This is a genomic window from Vibrio sp. MOR3, from assembly GCF_001557775.1.
GTDB classification, from domain to species: domain Bacteria; phylum Pseudomonadota; class Gammaproteobacteria; order Enterobacterales; family Vibrionaceae; genus Vibrio; species Vibrio jasicida.
Genome location: NZ_LNRD01000005.1, coordinates 142,696 through 157,209 on the forward strand (window position 1 = coordinate 142,696; position 14,514 = coordinate 157,209).

Consider the following 14,514-nt stretch of genomic DNA (forward strand, 5'->3'; position numbering starts at 1 on the left):
CAAGTAGAGAATAAGATGAGTAACCACCAATCTACGGAATTATCGGATACACAAAAGGAACTAGAAGCATTGCGTGAACGCTTGCGTCAAAATACTCAAACCATGCAAAGTTCGGCTAAGAAATCAGACGCTAACGAAATGATGTCTGGCGTGATTAAGACCGTAGCGACGTTCGAAAAAGACTAATAAGACCCTTCTTAGAAAATAGAAAATAGAAGAAAGGCACCAATTAATGGTGCCTTTTGTTTTTATAGCTGCGCCGTAATTTCCTCTATCTCTTGCTGCCATTGCTTTTGCATCGCTGGTTTTTGATGTTTGGGTTTTCGCCCTAAATCGGCTTCCAGCAAGCTTTCCAGCTCCAACAGTCTTTCCAGCATTTGCTCTTCGGATTGCGCATCAGACGCGGTGTTTGTTTCCATCGACATTACTTCATTGCAATGATGCGATATGGCTGATTTCGGTGCAGTATCAGTTACGCGTTGATAAACCTCTTCCGCGCTTAAATACTCCGTCAGTAAGCCATTTTCAATAAACCAGAATCGATTACAGCTTTGCTCTATCAGGCTTCGGTCGTGACTAACCAATAAGGCGGCACCTTCGAAGTTTTGCATAGTTTCAATCAACTCCTCTTTGCCTTCCATATCCAAATGGTTGGTCGGTTCATCTAAAAACAACATGTGATAACGAGCCAGAGTTAAGCCAACAAACAGCAGCCTCGCTCGCTCTCCACCACTTAGACTGACGACTTTCTGTTCGTGTCTTGCGTACTCGAATCCTGCACCAATAAGCGAACGTTTTGCCTGTTCACTGCTTATGCTGGCAAACGACTGCAACGCATCTGTTATGGATTGATGATCGTCGAGTTGCCTTAGAGATTGATCGTAGTAACCCAAGCGACAGCGATCGTGAAAAGTCACACTCTCATGTTGGTTGCCTAGGTCGGTTTGGATGACTTCATACTGACGATAAAGCAGGTTCAACAACGTCGATTTACCGCAACCATTACTGCCTAGAACGGCAATTCGGTCGCCACTTTTCACGCGCATTTCTGCCATATCAAACAAGTGATAATCACTGTTTGGTGGCGTTACCGAGAAAGGCAAAACCTCAAGCAGTCGATTTGCTGGCATTGACTCACCTTGAAGTTGTAGCGCCCACGGTGTGCCTTCTGTCAGTTCGGTTTGTTCTTCCTCCAAACGTTCTTTGCGCGCAAACATCGTCTTGGCTTTTCGAGCAAGATCCTCGTTGTCGTAGACTTTGCCCCAAGTGGCTAAACGCTTGGCGCTTTTCTCGATTCGGTCGATCTCTTTCTGCTCGATGGCATGGCGAAGTTGATCGGTTTCATCTTTCTCTTTCAATGCTTGTCTTGCTTGAGAACAAGGCAGAGAGAAATGATGCAGAGAGCGATCTCGCATGACCCAAGTGGTGTTGGTGACGCGATCGAGTAAGGTTTGATCGTGAGATACCAATACGAATGAGCCTTTCCAGTTTGATAAGAATTGCTCTAACCAAAGGAGCGATGGCAAGTCCAAGTGGTTGCTTGGTTCATCCAGAAGCAGTAAGTCAGGTTGATGGATAATCGCACGAGCAAGCAGGAGTCGCATTTGCTGACCACCACTGCAATTTTCAACCGGCATGTGTCGTTCTGTGGTTGAAAATCCGAGTTCATCCAATAAGAGTTCGGCGCGCCAAATCTCATCATCGGATAAGGATTCTGCTAACGCGTCCAATACGGAATGTGTACTTAAAGACTTAGGTAAATGCTGCTCAACATAACGCATCAAACATGAACTGGCTTTGGCAACCGTGCCTTGGCTTGGTTCAAATTGACCGCTAAGCAGTTTGAGTAGGGAGCTTTTACCACAGCCGTTATGACCGATAAGACCAATTTTGTCGCCACGATGAATCGTAAACGTTACATCTTTGAAGATTGGTGTTGCTGTGTGAGAAAGGGTTAGTGATTGTGCAGTTAAAAAAGTACTCATAGTGTTCTCAAGAATTTTGGGCGCAAGACGCCGTTGTCATAGCTGACAATAATTCTTCGAGCTTGAGGGAAAGTACTCGGGTGACGTGTTTTCGTCGAAAGGTAATTATTCGCTCAAGTCGAGATTATCGCAGCGCGAAATCTGAAACTCTTGAGCGGTCCTTCATGCCATAAAAACGTGGGTTGATTGAACACCACAAAGACATAAATTCCTCCTTAATTTCGTTGTAAGTGTTGCCACTTTTGGTTGATAGATGCGTTAGATTCTAACCCTAAAAGTGGCAATGTACAGATAGCTTGATGAAAAAATGATGAGAGGATCACCAATGTATCACGTGCTTTTAGCGATATAAGCTGAACTTCTTGGTCAATTCTCGAAGTGTTTCAGTCTCGCCGAACAAGCAAATACCCAAGTATTCTAACTCGGCTTCTGGTGTGTTTTTGGTGGTTTGCTGTTGTATTTCAGAGCCGCCTTCTACCATGGTGTGAGTAAAGTCGGAGAAGGGGATGCTTCTATCGAGTGCTTCTTGGCGAAGCTTTCTGATTTTGTTGGAGTTGTCCGCTCTCAAGACGATAAACGGATAGTGGGAGATATTTGGATGAAAACTACCATCAAGGTCGTGATAGTCGGTGTAGACTGCGTCGCCATCAGAAAGTTGATTCGCAAGGCTTACGCTCAAATGTCCTAATACGTTAACGGCGCGTCCCACTTCGACTTTTTTACTGATTACGGCAACAAATCGTTTTTGGTTTTCGTCGGGAAGTTGATTCATGGAGGACCTCGTTTCTCTAATGATCTGGCTATTGTTTAACTGCCTCCATTGTATTTCCTCGCACGCGCAATTTTGTTTCTAACATTGCTTTCGAAAAGTTAAATTTGCAATAAACGACCGATGTAATCGTTTTTCATGCAATAAGATTCCTCAGAGTTTGCAAATAGACAAGGCACCAACGGATTGTCGGTGCCTTAGGTCTATGGCGAACCAAGCTCTATTGTTTGTTTAGCTCTGCCGCGGTATCCACAAAGATGCCTTGGATGTCTTTCGCTTCACGTTCTGTTTGACCACCGTGTTTTAGGAACGCGTCGATGATCGCTGCGGTTTTTTGCTCTTTTGCGCGCTCTAAGAAGTAACGTAACTCTAGCTCTGCACCTGTGTCTTCATCTTTGATAGAGGTTGCGATGATCTCTTTGTACATTACGATGTCACGCACTTCTAATTGGCTAATCACGCCCAATGTTGCCGCTAAGAACCCATCCAACTCTGCTTTAGGAACGAACTGAGTAATGATGTTTAACTGCTCCGCTTGTTGTGCCGTAAAGTCGTTACCAAGTAGCAGTGCTTGAAGCGCTTTGTTTTTACCCATGCGACGAGCGAACTGAACCGCGCCTTGACCACCCGTTGGGATGTTAACGTGGATCTCTGGCTGAGCAAATGCTGCGTTTTCAGTGCCGTAAGCCAAGTCACACGCCATCACAAACTCGTTACCGCCGCCACGAGCCACGCCATCAACCACAGCAACCGATACTTGTTTCATCGCTTTGATGTTGGCAATCATATGATTGAATTCAATTGATGCTGCCTGACCACCTTGTGTGCCGTTGATAACGTTCAAATCTAAATGCGCCAAGAAGAAAGACTCATGAAGCGATTTGAAGACCACTACTTTCGTATCGCGGTCATCTTTAAGTGATAGGACAAATTCGTTGATTTCATTAATCAAATCGATAGTCAGTACATTCACCGGTGGGTTGTTGATTTCAACAGTAGCGATGCCGTTTTGTTGTGTGATTGATAGAGTTTTCATAGCTGTTTCCTCAGCGTTAGTAAGATCAGCAGACCTCGGTAACGCGAATTTATTGGTTTGGTATTGAGGAGGTTTGTCTCTCTCCCGTTGTGTGCAGCTACTATAGATTTGTTATAAGATGAGAAAAATAAGCTAAATGGCATATAATTGGTGCCATAAAAGCAACAATGGTTTTTTAGGTAAGACGTTATGGATTTCTCTAGTCGTTTATTGCTGTTACTTGAAGTGGTCGAGCTTGGCTCGTTCACCAAGGTATCAGAACAGAAGAATGTGGATCGTTCGGTGATCTCAAAACAGATCAGCCGTTTGGAAGATGAGTTGGGTGTTCGATTGCTCAACCGAACTACGCGCTCCTTATCATTGACGGCTGCTGGGAATGAAATGGTCAACCAAGCCAAATCCCTTCGGTCACTTCTCAGTGATACTCACCGTTTGGCGCAGAATTTTCACGAAGAGCCTCGTGGTGTCTTGCGTATTACCAGCTCGAACATGTTCGGGCGTCAATATGTTCAAGATGCGATTTCGGTGTTTCAACAGCAATACCCAGATGTGGAATTTGAACTGCGCTTAGAAGATCGCATGGTTGATATGGTGCAAGAGGGTTTTGACATTGGCTTCCGAATTGGGCGACCTAAAAACTCAAGCTTGATTACCCGTAAGATTGCACGAAGTCGCCTGTTGATTGTTGCCGCTCCTGCGTTTATAGAAAAACATGGTGAGGTGAACAGTCTTGAGAAATTGGAATCTTTACCCGCTACTATCTACGCCGCTCCTGGTTTGTTATTCGATAAATTCGGCTATCAAGATGAGCAAGGCAGACAACAGCATTTTCAGCTTAATGTCGCTTATAAAGTGAATGATGTGGAAATGTTGGCAAGAAGCGCAGCAGGAGGAAATACGCTCGCTGTGGTGACCGCACAAATGGTTCAAGACGAAATCAAACAAGGCAAGTTAGTGCCAATCATGACGCACTTGAACATTGATGATTTCGGCACCTTTTATGCCGTGTATCCGCACCGAGATGCGCCGATCAAAACCAAGTTATTTATCGACACACTCAAATCCATTGTGGGAGAAGAGACGCCCATTTGGGAAAAGAACATCCCAAATTTCGACAAGATGTATGGTCGAGAGAAGTAAGGCAAACGGCAGAGTGTTGCTGACTCTGCCGTTTGTTTAAAACTTTTGTATGGCGATTTAGCCATTACGGCGAGATTTAATTGCTTGGCGTACTTTTTGGCGTTGTTCTTTGCTCAGAGAGCGAACTTTATCTCGAATGGGAACCATTGCGGCACCATTCCCCCATTTAACATCAGGCACTTCGATGATGTTACCGTCAGGCCCTTTTATTTGGACTGAGTTACGATTGCTACCTTCAACGTAACTAATTTGATACATGGCTTCGCCATTGATTTCACTGATGACAACATAGTTTTCAGCCACCACATCAACTTCCCATTTAACATTTGGGTTGTCACATTGAATGCAGATAGGGTTGTCCCAATCGTCGTCAACGATAGGTAGATCGTTATCTGGTGTTGGCATTATTCCCCATTCGCCATCAACAATAGGTAATTCATTATCTGGGATACTTGCTTCTGGTGCGTTTCCACCTGATGAGCCTGAAGATGAGCAACCCATTAGTAGGATGGAAGAGATAGCGATTGCGATATATTTTTTCATCAGTTTTTCCTATGGAACAAGATTTAAATGACCGTTCTCGCGCTAGTCTGATCCGTAAGTCTGTAGGAGAGCGTGACACTATTTGATGGGAAAAATATATCGAAACAATAGATGTTTATCTAAGCACCTATTGTTATTCAAGTCATAACTGTGGGTTATTAATGTGTGTGGGGGGGGCTGTTTTAGCTCGGGACTTAAGTGTTAAGCAAAGCACATGATAATCAAAATACATTATGCAACTTTTTACATGAGAGCTAGTTTAAGATACGCTCAACCTGCTCAATAACATGAGCATCTTCTAGCGCTTTACCCAACATCAATTGATGGTTCAGTAGCCCTAGCATAAGGGTATAAAGCGATTCTATGTGTTGCGCGGAAACGTAGTTTTCTAGCATCGTCATGTACTTTTGATTCGCTAGTAACATGCATGGATCGGTAGCTACGTTTTCTTGTCCAATCACATCAATGTAATCAGAGACAAGCTTCATTTCTTGAAAGAAACGCGGAGCCATTTGTTCGAAGATCAATACGAAGTTTTCGATTTGTTGCCCTGTATTCGCTTCACTTGAGTTTGGTCTATCTGCTAGCACTTGTGTATCAGAGTTGACGATGGCCTCTGTTGCGGCTTTGAACAGTTCATCCTTACTTTTGTAATAGTGATAAACCGCACTTTTGCTCATTCCTAACTGTTCGCACAGTTGTCTCATACCAATGTTTTTGTAACCGAACTCAAGGAATACTTCGGTTGCTTTTAAGGCAATGTCTCTACGTCTGCTCTCATGATCGACGATCTTCGGCATGATTTTCTTCTCAGCTTTTGTTACCGCAATGCCCCGCAGTATAACACAAGATCTTTTATTTAGACCGAGTGGACAAAAAAGATCTTTACCTAGCTCTCAAAGCGTACTAATTTAAAAAGACCAAGTGGTCGAAATAAGGTTTTAGTATGAAAATTGATTGGAGTGTTCCTCAAGCAAGAGCGGGTTTCTGGGGTGGAATTGATAAGCTGATTGGTCCGGGTGCAACGAAAGCAGAAAAGAATTTACAGCTGTATGTCCCTTTCGCTGCTGGTTTTGTCATGGTGATTTATGCGTACTTTGCACAACTGGGTTGGACTGCAACTCAATATGTTATCGCGGGTTTGCTCACAGTGGATATTATTGGCGGCATTATTACCAATGCGACGTCTACGGCAAAGCGCTGGTTTCATCGTGAAGGACAAGATTTTAAGCAGCACATGAGCTTTATTCTGACTCATTTCGTGCAGCTTTCTCTCTACAGTTGGGCGTTCTTGAATTTCGATATCATGTGGATTGTTGTGATCGGTGGTTACATGGTTCTTGCATGTAGCCTAGTCATGAGAACACCGTTGTATTTACAACGTCCTGTGGCGCTAACTCTGTATTCTCTTAGTGTGATTATTTCGATTTATTGGGCACAAGCACCACAAGGTTTGGAATGGTTTTTACCGCTGTTCTACCTAAAGTTATTGGTGAGCCACGTATTGCGTGAAGAGCCATACCGACCAGAGCAAGAATAGGACGTCATGTTATGAAAACGCACCCTCGAATTTTAATTGCGGGCTCAACGGGGTACTTGGGTTCGAACATTGTTGAGCTACTTCTCTCTGAGCACATTGATTTTAAAGCCATTGCGAGAAACAAAACCAAATTACTCGCAATGGGTGTGGAAGAGTCACAAGTGATAGAGGCGCAGGTTACTCATCCCGATGAGCTTAAAGGTGTTTGCGACGGTGTCGATGTTGTTATCTCATGTTTGGGCATTACTCGCCAACAAGACGGATTAGGTTATTTGGATGTCGACTACCAAGCAAATTTGAACTTGCTTGAAGAAGCAGAGCGAGCAGGTGTCGGTAAATTCATCTACATCTCTGCATTTAATGCTCAGAAATGTCCTCAAGTTCGTCTTTTAGAGGCGAAAGAACGCTTTGCGAGTCGACTTCTGCAATCAACAAAATTAACCCCTTGTGTGATTCGCCCGAATGGTTTTTTCTCTGATATTACCGAGGTGTATAACATGGCGAAATCGGGTCGAGTGTTTAATTTTGGCGATGGTGAACACTTGCTTAATCCCATTCACGGAAAAGACTTGGCGAGGTTTTGTGTAGAAGCGATTGAACGAAATGACACAGAACTCGATGTCGGTGGTCCAGATGTTTTGTCAGTCAATGATATTGCTCGGCTCGCGTTCAAATCTCAAAACAAAGTGGAGAAAAATACGCACCTACCAGACTTCCTGCGCGCAGCAGGCTTATCGATAGTACGTCACTTGCCGGAGAAATGGGGCGGTCCTGCTGAGTTCTTCCTGACCATGCTAGGTGGAGATAACATCGCGCCGATTTATGGTCATCATCGACTAGAAGACTACTTTGGCGAGCTGGCTTCAACCGATAACGAATAGATTGTGAAAAAACAAAAAGCACACGAGAGGTGTGCTTTCCGTTCAGTTGGCTAGGTAGGTGCTAAGTTGTGCTACTTCGCTTGTTGCATCTCAACCAAGCCTCCCGCGTTATGAAGGTTGGTAAACCCTTGTGATTGTAGGTACTGATACGCTTGCCCTGAGCGATTACCACTGCGGCAGTAGAGCACGATCTGCGTGTCTTTATCGACATCAGCAAAGTGTTTATCCAACTCTGAAAGCGGGAAGTTAACCGCATTGTCTAAGTGACCATCGGCAAACTCTTGTGGCGTGCGTACATCGACAATCATTGCGCCTTGCTCAATCCATTGCCAACCCTGCTCTGCTCGTTCAGAAGCAAATACCGATGGTGCGGTGAAAGCTAAGCTCAAACAAGTGAATACAACCGGAAGTAGTTTTTTCATTGAGTTCCTTTCCTCAAGGTCAATTGCCCTTATTCGTTCTGATGAAGATTATACGTGCGATTATCAAACTTCGATGTGGCATCGGTCGAAATGTCGTAACTCAGCCGTGTTATGACTTCAACCCTAGCATGGCACCAAACACTAATAATCCTGCGCCACAAGCTTGGTTCAACCTGTGTTTCACGCGCAGTAATAAGCTCTGTAATCGCGGAGAGGTAAACAAGATGGCAACCATAGAAAACCAAATCCCGTGTAGCGCGATCATGTAGACACCGTAACCTAAAGCTAGGTGCTGTGATTCTGCATTCGGGTCGATGACTTGGCTAAAGATACTCAAGAAGAACAACATGGTTTTTGGGTTAAGCACGTTGCACAAAAAGCCTTGGAAAAAGAACTGCCAAATGGAGATGCTTTGTTGTGTTTCCCCCTCTATCTTCTGTTGAGAATCAGTCCCAAAAATCCCTTTCAATCCGAGATAGATCAGATAAGCCGCACCTAAATAGCGAATCAAACTGAACAACCATTCGTTCTGTGAGATTAAGTAACTGATACCAAGCAATGAATAGGTAATGTGCACCGAAATCGCAAGACTAATGCCCACGGCACTCCAAATTCCCGCTTGTCTGCCATTGTTGAGGCTGTTTCTAAGAACCAATACAAAATCAGCGCCGGGACTGATAACGATGAGTATGCCTAATAAGGCAAGGCTGAAAAGCTCCATGGTGTTTCCTATTTTTTCGTTGTTATGAATGGGGCAATTGTAGGTCGAGAGTTCGGAGACTATAATCGAAACAAATTCCACTAAGTGTGAGAAAAATTCACAGATGAGGCATCTTAAATCCTTCCATGTTTTCCATGTCGCGGCATCGTCTGCGAGTTTTAGTGAAGCAGCAAACAAGCTCAATATTACGCATGGCGCAGTGAGTAAGCAGATCAAAGTGTTGGAAACCTATCTGGCTCAACCTCTGTTCTACAAACAGGGGCGTAATATGCTGCTCACTAAAGAGGGTGAGATGCTGAAAAGCTACACCGAGCAAGCATTCCAAGCGCTGGAAACTGGCGTGAACAAGCTGGTGCAGGAGAAGCATCAATACCTTGAAGTCTCTTGTGAGCCAACGTTAACCATGCGTTGGTTGATGCCAAGGCTTTCTGCGTTTAATGATGGTTGTGACGCAGACGTTCGTCTTTCGACTGCGGGAGGGCCTGTAACGCTTGGTTCAACGGGGCTTGCTATGGCAATTCGTCGAGATGACTTTGAACCTTTGTATCACTACCCAAAAACCAAGTTAGTGGAAGAGTGGGTAGGTCCGGTGTTTTCACCCGACTACTGGCAGCAAGTAAAAAGCGATTTGGACTCCGTGAAGCTATTGCACAGCCAAACCAGACCTGAAGCTTGGCAAGAATGGATTCAGCGCTCTGGTGAAGCGTCGATAAACGGAAAAGCAGAACAGTCTTTCGCGCATTTTTATTTCTGCATTCAAGCTGCAGTCGACGGTTTAGGCGCGGCGATGGGCTCTTATCCTTTGGTGATGGACGATCTCAAACGTGGCAATCTCGTTGCACCATTTGGTTTTGTGCCGTCAGGGCATGATTATGTCTTATTGACTCAAGACAAGGCTCGCTCTGAACTGGAGCAAAAATTTGTCCATTGGCTGCAAACCCAAATGGCGGAGTGTGTGCCTTGCACCTAAGAAACAGAGAGAGCCTAGTCAGAGCGCGTTGAATTACCTAGAGTGGTTGAACACGTGCTACACAATGGAAATTTAGGAAATGGAAAACCTCAATATTGTTGAAATTAAATCTTTTGTTCCAGCGAAAGATTACGAGCTATCAAAGCGTTTTTATCAGGCGTTGGGTTTTGAGATGCCCTCGGATTTTGGTGGTGTGGCGTACTTCTTCAAGGGCAGTTGCTCATTCTTGTTGCAAGATTTTTATGAGCCAAAACACTGCAATAATTTCATGATGCATTTGTTGGTGGAAGATGTTGCCAGCTGGCATGAACATGTTTCGAATGTCGATCTGGAGCCATTCGGAGCCAAAATGACGGAACTGGTTGATCAACCTTGGAAGATGCGAGAATTCTGTTTGCACGATCCTAGTGGCGTGCTGTGGCGAATTAGCCAGAATATCGATTAATTTCAACACGATAAAAACGACAAAGGGAGCGAGCGGCTCCTTTTTTTTTAAAGCTCTAGTGTAAAAGTGCGTACATAGCGCCGCGATTGGCGGTCGGGTTCTCGGTGTAAATCCAATCTAAAAACTCAGTGGCGTTCTTTCCTACCTCAGGGCAATAAAGATCTTTGTTTGCCCCTTGCTGCATTAGCCATTTAAACGCCTCGAAATCATCATGAATGATGGAGGAGCGCAGAGGCGGGTTGTTACTTTCGTTTAGCCAATTTACGTCAAACCCATGTGCGATTAAGGTGTTTGCCATACGAAAGCGGCTTTGACTGTCGCCACTTAGAATCGATGAAATACCGTATTGATACTCGACCAAGCTCAACAAGTCTTGCGAGACGCCCAACGTCTCAAAATAGAATAGGCAATCTTCGCTAGTAAACACCGGATTATCATTTCCTAATGCGCACAACATCATTCGTTCTTCGGTGAGTGAATGCTTCAAAAACAGTGCGAATGAAGTTGTGATAAACGATAGGGTAAAAATTGTGGTTCTGATTGTTGTATTGATGTCCATATCTACCTGTATTTAAAAAATAAGAAGCCTCAAGCGCACCTGACGCTTGTTGGTATTAGGTAAACTTGGAAACGGTTTAATTGTGGAAATAAGGTGTCACTACGCGGTTTACGCAGCCATGGTTTGGCGTTCTTCTTCTAGCAACCAGCCGTACCACCAACTCATGAATTCGAGCGTGACAATCGGGTATGGATTCTCGTCGAAAGGCGTGTTGTGAAGGTAGGCACTACGTCCTTCCGTGACGACTTCATCCACTAGTGGAAGTCCGCCATCGTCATAGTCTTTCATGATAGTTCGTCCTTTTTATCATTCGGAAAACTATACATTACAGAGTTCTCTAATTTTCTAGACGGCATTGTAAAAAGAGCCAAAATTGAAAATGCCATTATCAAAATAAAAGGTTTTTATATCAGTGGATTATCTATGTTTAGTTTCTGGTTTGACGGTTAACCCAAGTCACCAAGTCCTCAACCTGTGAGGGATAAAGGAAGTGAGACCCAATTTTGACTTCTTGACCAGTAACGATGAAGTTATGAAGAAATCGATAAATCGTTTGCCATTGTCTTATTCTTGCCAAGCTTAAGTGGGACGCATAGTGTGGCGGCAACCAATGAGAGTAGCGCAACCAGAAAATGGAATTCCAATCTGGATGCGCAGGGAAAAGGGAGTGAATAGCGGCATCATCGAGCTCGCCTTTTTTGGTCAATAAACCCAAGCCGATTTGCCACTTGCCCAGTGCATTTTCAATATTCACTCGTCGCCACGTTTCATCCCACCAACTCATGTTTTGTTTACCGCTGTTGTTAATGTCGAACGCGTTGCGCGAGGCGACATGGCAGTAGTACAGATGTGTGGTTCCATTGGTTACAGTTGGTGTAAATGCGGTAATCGCAGCGCCGCGAATAAAGCTTTCATGTTCGAGCAATAAAGCTATTGGTGGCTGAGATTTTAGATATTTTGCCAAGTTCTGCATGTGAGCGTGAGCGGCAAATACAGGGCGCGTTAGAAACACTTCCTTGGATTGGGCATGTTGGGCATCGCAGTAACCGAGTTGATCAAATTGGCTGCGATTTAAGATCTTGTCGTACGTCTTCTGCGCTTGAAGCAGTACGTCTTTTTCTGTAGGAGCGAGCTCTTTCTTGGTGAGTCGATAGCGGCTCTGCTCTTGCACCTCTTCAGGTAACGAATCTTTCTCCATCAGTGCATTATCACTGATCAACAGTACATATCCCGTCTTGGCATCGGCCGTCGATAGTGTCCAAATATGCGCGCTACTTTGAGAGCGGCTATCGTGTCTAAAACCAGATCGCGCGACTTGAAGAAACGAATGAGTTTGTAGGACTGAGAAATCAAGCTGTGATTCAAACAAACGGCTGAAGGTATTGAGTAGCTCAGCCAATTGTTCCATCCGCAGAGAAAACGCGCGGTGATTGAGCCCTAAAGCTTGTTGTAGCTCTTGGGGAGGAACGTCAGAAATCAAAGCATCTAACATTGGTTGCAGGTTTGATGATGCTTTACTTGAGTTGATCAGCGTTGCGGTTTTTTTGCATTGCCGACATTGCACACGTTCGGTGCCAGAGGTTGTGCGTCCGAAACGTTGCCAAGACGCTTTTGAACAATGGCATTGAGGCAATAAATCGAGTTTAAAAGTGTGCTGTTCCAGTTGATTGGCTAACGCGAGAATGGGCTCGTTAACCAAAACAGGAGGATAAGCACCACACTCAGGACAATGCCAGGCATCGTAACCGAGTCGGTTTGAGCGCGAATACAAGCTCAAGTCGGGTACGCCGCAATTGGCGCAACCAAACGACTTACAGCCATTGTATTCTTGACGAAATGTCATGGTGCTTATTCTCCGAGCTAAGTCCGTATTGGATTTAGTTTTGGCTTACGTCTACTTGGCGACCGAGTCCTGGTACGGTCACTTGCTTCTTCGCTTTGAACTGGTCAATCAGTACTTGTGTTACTGAATCGCCTTCTGATTCAAATGTGCCTTTCTCAAACACATGATAGCCGTCACCGCCACTTGCTGCGTAAGAGTAAGTCGCGACTTTGTATGAGTCAGCATTGTCCACTGGTTTGCCGTTTACATTTAGGCTCACCAAGCGTTGATCCTCTGGTTTTTCGTTGTCATAACGCGCTTCGATACCAGAGAATTGCGCCAGACCGTAAGGCAAGGTGTAGCTGTATTCCAGCAACTCTTTCAGCTGTTCACCGCTTAATGTCACGACCGAGAGTTTATCCGTGAATGGGAAAAGATCCATCACGTTTTCCATCGTTACTGGGCCTTTGTTTAAGTCGACACGAATACTGCCAGAGCTGATCATGCCCACATCGGCATTGGCAGCTTCACGCATCATATCGGCCACCAAGTTACCGACGTTTGATTCGCGGTAGTAACGGCGGTAAGCAGTATCGTTGATGGTCGCCAGTTGCTCATTTAACTCAGGGAACTGGTTGCGTGCATTAGCGATAAGGTCGCTGGTTTTCTTGTCTCGTTCCAACTTGTCTGATTCAACAGGGATGAGTTTGCCATCAAGCAGTTTTACGTCGTGCTTTTCTGTATCCACCGCGAACTTGGTGTAACCCAAGTATTTGCCTTGACCGAATGTAAGACCAATGACGGTGCCAGTTTTCGGGTGTACAACTGGCTCCCACAAGCCATGGTCTGAGTGACCACCAAAGATCACATCCACGCCTTTTAGCTTGCCAGCCATGTCGTAGTCTTCATCAAAACCGCGTTGCACTTCTGGGTCTGCTTCTTTGTCGGTTTGCATTGGCGCCGTTTTGTTTTGGTGAGTAAGTACGACAATCATGTCCACTTCATCACGAATCTTATCAACCCAGTATTGAGTGACTTCGATAGGGTCATCAATGGTTAAACCCTTGCGGTTTCCTTTCCACATGGTGTTGTAAAAAGCATCCACGCCCATAACACCTATCACGCCTACACGAACGCCATCACGCTCAATAATGGTGTAGGGCGAAGCAAATGGGGCATTGTTTTGCTCGAATTTGATGTTGGCGTTCAGTACTGGGTAAGCCGCTCTTGGCATGTTCTCTTTCAGCGTTTGCCAACCGTATTCAAATTCATGGTTGCCGAGTGTAATCGCGTCGTAGCCCATTGCGCTGTACAAATCGAAAGAGAGTTTGCCTTGAGTCTTCTTAGCAAGTGACCCAGTGAAAATGTCACCTGCATCAAACAAGAAACTTGTCTCTTCCTGCGCTCGGGTTTGTTTGATCAAGGTGGCTAGATATGGAATACCACCGATGTGTGAGATGTCTGGATTCCAAAAGGCATCAACAGGTTCGTAAACGCTCTCGATGTCGTTAGTATGCAGTAGCGTGACATTGCGAATTTCCGCAAATGAAGAAAATGAAGCACCGATAGAAATTGCAGCCAAGGCGCAAAGTAACGGCTTTTTAGAAAATGTGTTCATAGCTGATCCGGTTAAGTCGAATGAATGTTGGGTTTCGCGAAACGGGGCAACTTTAAAAAAGCA

Annotated in this window: 17 protein-coding genes; 6 read left to right on the forward strand and 11 right to left on the reverse strand. The window is 44.8% G+C overall.

Features of this window, described 5'->3' with window-relative positions:
• Positions 1–15: 15 nt before the first annotated feature.
• A complete protein-coding gene (locus ATB76_RS28445; RefSeq protein WP_167391665.1) occupies positions 16–186 on the forward strand; it encodes a hypothetical protein in 171 nt (56 codons plus the stop codon).
• 62 nt (positions 187–248) lie between these two features.
• Here ATB76_RS28445 and ATB76_RS12490 read toward each other — a convergent pair whose 3' ends face one another.
• The 3 genes from ATB76_RS12490 to ATB76_RS12500 all read right to left on the reverse strand — a co-directional run bounded on the left by ATB76_RS12490 (position 249) and on the right by ATB76_RS12500 (position 3,790).
• The gene (locus ATB76_RS12490) at positions 249–1,985 is read right to left on the reverse strand and encodes an ABC-F family ATP-binding cassette domain-containing protein (protein ID WP_061035345.1); all 1,737 of its coding nucleotides are present in this window, start codon (positions 1,983–1,985) and stop codon (positions 249–251) included.
• 340 nt (positions 1,986–2,325) lie between these two features.
• Positions 2,326–2,757 (reverse strand): DUF2000 domain-containing protein, encoded by a 432-nt coding sequence (locus ATB76_RS12495; protein WP_061035346.1) that lies wholly within the window; start codon positions 2,755–2,757, stop codon positions 2,326–2,328.
• Between the two features lie 217 nt (positions 2,758–2,974).
• A complete protein-coding gene (locus ATB76_RS12500) occupies positions 2,975–3,790 on the reverse strand; it encodes an enoyl-CoA hydratase/isomerase family protein (RefSeq protein WP_061035347.1) in 816 nt (271 codons plus the stop codon).
• A 189-nt stretch (positions 3,791–3,979) separates the two neighbouring features.
• On the opposite strand from ATB76_RS12500, the gene ATB76_RS12505 reads away from it, so the two are divergent.
• Complete coding sequence (locus tag ATB76_RS12505) at positions 3,980–4,930, forward strand: LysR family transcriptional regulator (RefSeq protein ID WP_061035348.1); 951 nt, start codon at positions 3,980–3,982, stop codon at positions 4,928–4,930.
• 57 nt (positions 4,931–4,987) lie between these two features.
• On the opposite strand, the gene ATB76_RS12510 is transcribed toward ATB76_RS12505, so the two are convergent.
• Both ATB76_RS12510 and ATB76_RS12515 read right to left on the reverse strand, forming a co-directional pair.
• Positions 4,988–5,473 (reverse strand): hypothetical protein, encoded by a 486-nt coding sequence (locus ATB76_RS12510; protein WP_061035349.1) that lies wholly within the window; start codon positions 5,471–5,473, stop codon positions 4,988–4,990.
• A gap of 254 nt (positions 5,474–5,727) precedes the next feature.
• Positions 5,728–6,273, reverse strand: a complete 546-nt coding sequence (locus ATB76_RS12515) for a TetR/AcrR family transcriptional regulator (RefSeq protein ID WP_061035350.1) — start codon at positions 6,271–6,273, stop codon at positions 5,728–5,730.
• A gap of 146 nt (positions 6,274–6,419) precedes the next feature.
• Between ATB76_RS12515 and ATB76_RS12520 the strand changes: the two genes are divergently transcribed.
• Both ATB76_RS12520 and ATB76_RS12525 read left to right on the forward strand, forming a co-directional pair.
• Complete coding sequence (locus tag ATB76_RS12520) at positions 6,420–7,013, forward strand: hypothetical protein (RefSeq protein WP_061035351.1); 594 nt, start codon at positions 6,420–6,422, stop codon at positions 7,011–7,013.
• Between the two features lie 11 nt (positions 7,014–7,024).
• Positions 7,025–7,894, forward strand: coding sequence for an SDR family oxidoreductase (locus ATB76_RS12525; protein WP_061035352.1), 870 nt, complete (start codon positions 7,025–7,027; stop codon positions 7,892–7,894).
• Positions 7,895–7,965: 71 nt separating this feature from the next.
• Here ATB76_RS12525 and ATB76_RS12530 read toward each other — a convergent pair whose 3' ends face one another.
• Entirely contained in the window at positions 7,966–8,316 is a 351-nt protein-coding gene (locus ATB76_RS12530; RefSeq protein ID WP_061035353.1) for a rhodanese-like domain-containing protein, read from the reverse strand.
• A gap of 109 nt (positions 8,317–8,425) precedes the next feature.
• A complete protein-coding gene (locus ATB76_RS12535) occupies positions 8,426–9,037 on the reverse strand; it encodes a LysE family transporter (protein ID WP_045421755.1) in 612 nt (203 codons plus the stop codon).
• A gap of 103 nt (positions 9,038–9,140) precedes the next feature.
• Between ATB76_RS12535 and ATB76_RS12540 the strand changes: the two genes are divergently transcribed.
• Positions 9,141–10,007 (forward strand): LysR family transcriptional regulator, encoded by an 867-nt coding sequence (locus tag ATB76_RS12540; RefSeq protein WP_061035354.1) that lies wholly within the window; start codon positions 9,141–9,143, stop codon positions 10,005–10,007.
• Between the two features lie 79 nt (positions 10,008–10,086).
• Positions 10,087–10,452, forward strand: a complete 366-nt coding sequence (locus ATB76_RS12545) for a VOC family protein (RefSeq protein WP_041056465.1) — start codon at positions 10,087–10,089, stop codon at positions 10,450–10,452.
• Positions 10,453–10,507: 55 nt separating this feature from the next.
• Here the strand turns inward: ATB76_RS12545 and ATB76_RS12550 are convergent, their stop codons facing one another.
• The 4 genes from ATB76_RS12550 to ATB76_RS12565 form a co-directional block, all read right to left on the reverse strand.
• Positions 10,508–11,011, reverse strand: coding sequence for an ankyrin repeat domain-containing protein (locus ATB76_RS12550; protein ID WP_061035355.1), 504 nt, complete (start codon positions 11,009–11,011; stop codon positions 10,508–10,510).
• Between the two features lie 108 nt (positions 11,012–11,119).
• A complete protein-coding gene (locus tag ATB76_RS12555; RefSeq protein WP_045421761.1) occupies positions 11,120–11,299 on the reverse strand; it encodes a hypothetical protein in 180 nt (59 codons plus the stop codon).
• Positions 11,300–11,438: 139 nt separating this feature from the next.
• Positions 11,439–12,854, reverse strand: coding sequence for a hypothetical protein (locus tag ATB76_RS12560; RefSeq protein ID WP_061035356.1), 1,416 nt, complete (start codon positions 12,852–12,854; stop codon positions 11,439–11,441).
• Between the two features lie 34 nt (positions 12,855–12,888).
• Positions 12,889–14,451, reverse strand: coding sequence for a bifunctional UDP-sugar hydrolase/5'-nucleotidase (locus ATB76_RS12565; protein ID WP_061035357.1), 1,563 nt, complete (start codon positions 14,449–14,451; stop codon positions 12,889–12,891).
• Positions 14,452–14,514: the final 63 nt, after the last annotated feature.

What these genes read in the sequence shown, in the direction of transcription:
- ATB76_RS28445 (WP_167391665.1), top strand. Translation starts at nt 16, where the DNA reads ATGAGTAACCACCAATCTACGGAATTATCGGATACACAAAAGGAACTA.
- ATB76_RS12490 (WP_061035345.1), bottom strand. Translation starts at nt 1,985, where the DNA reads ATGAGTACTTTTTTAACTGCACAATCACTAACCCTTTCTCACACAGCA.
- ATB76_RS12495 (WP_061035346.1), bottom strand. Translation starts at nt 2,757, where the DNA reads ATGAATCAACTTCCCGACGAAAACCAAAAACGATTTGTTGCCGTAATC.
- ATB76_RS12500 (WP_061035347.1), bottom strand. Translation starts at nt 3,790, where the DNA reads ATGAAAACTCTATCAATCACACAACAAAACGGCATCGCTACTGTTGAA.
- ATB76_RS12505 (WP_061035348.1), top strand. Translation starts at nt 3,980, where the DNA reads ATGGATTTCTCTAGTCGTTTATTGCTGTTACTTGAAGTGGTCGAGCTT.
- ATB76_RS12510 (WP_061035349.1), bottom strand. Translation starts at nt 5,473, where the DNA reads ATGAAAAAATATATCGCAATCGCTATCTCTTCCATCCTACTAATGGGT.
- ATB76_RS12515 (WP_061035350.1), bottom strand. Translation starts at nt 6,273, where the DNA reads ATGCCGAAGATCGTCGATCATGAGAGCAGACGTAGAGACATTGCCTTA.
- ATB76_RS12520 (WP_061035351.1), top strand. Translation starts at nt 6,420, where the DNA reads ATGAAAATTGATTGGAGTGTTCCTCAAGCAAGAGCGGGTTTCTGGGGT.
- ATB76_RS12525 (WP_061035352.1), top strand. Translation starts at nt 7,025, where the DNA reads ATGAAAACGCACCCTCGAATTTTAATTGCGGGCTCAACGGGGTACTTG.
- ATB76_RS12530 (WP_061035353.1), bottom strand. Translation starts at nt 8,316, where the DNA reads ATGAAAAAACTACTTCCGGTTGTATTCACTTGTTTGAGCTTAGCTTTC.
- ATB76_RS12535 (WP_045421755.1), bottom strand. Translation starts at nt 9,037, where the DNA reads ATGGAGCTTTTCAGCCTTGCCTTATTAGGCATACTCATCGTTATCAGT.
- ATB76_RS12540 (WP_061035354.1), top strand. Translation starts at nt 9,141, where the DNA reads ATGAGGCATCTTAAATCCTTCCATGTTTTCCATGTCGCGGCATCGTCT.
- ATB76_RS12545 (WP_041056465.1), top strand. Translation starts at nt 10,087, where the DNA reads ATGGAAAACCTCAATATTGTTGAAATTAAATCTTTTGTTCCAGCGAAA.
- ATB76_RS12550 (WP_061035355.1), bottom strand. Translation starts at nt 11,011, where the DNA reads ATGGACATCAATACAACAATCAGAACCACAATTTTTACCCTATCGTTT.
- ATB76_RS12555 (WP_045421761.1), bottom strand. Translation starts at nt 11,299, where the DNA reads ATGAAAGACTATGACGATGGCGGACTTCCACTAGTGGATGAAGTCGTC.
- ATB76_RS12560 (WP_061035356.1), bottom strand. Translation starts at nt 12,854, where the DNA reads ATGACATTTCGTCAAGAATACAATGGCTGTAAGTCGTTTGGTTGCGCC.
- ATB76_RS12565 (WP_061035357.1), bottom strand. Translation starts at nt 14,451, where the DNA reads ATGAACACATTTTCTAAAAAGCCGTTACTTTGCGCCTTGGCTGCAATT.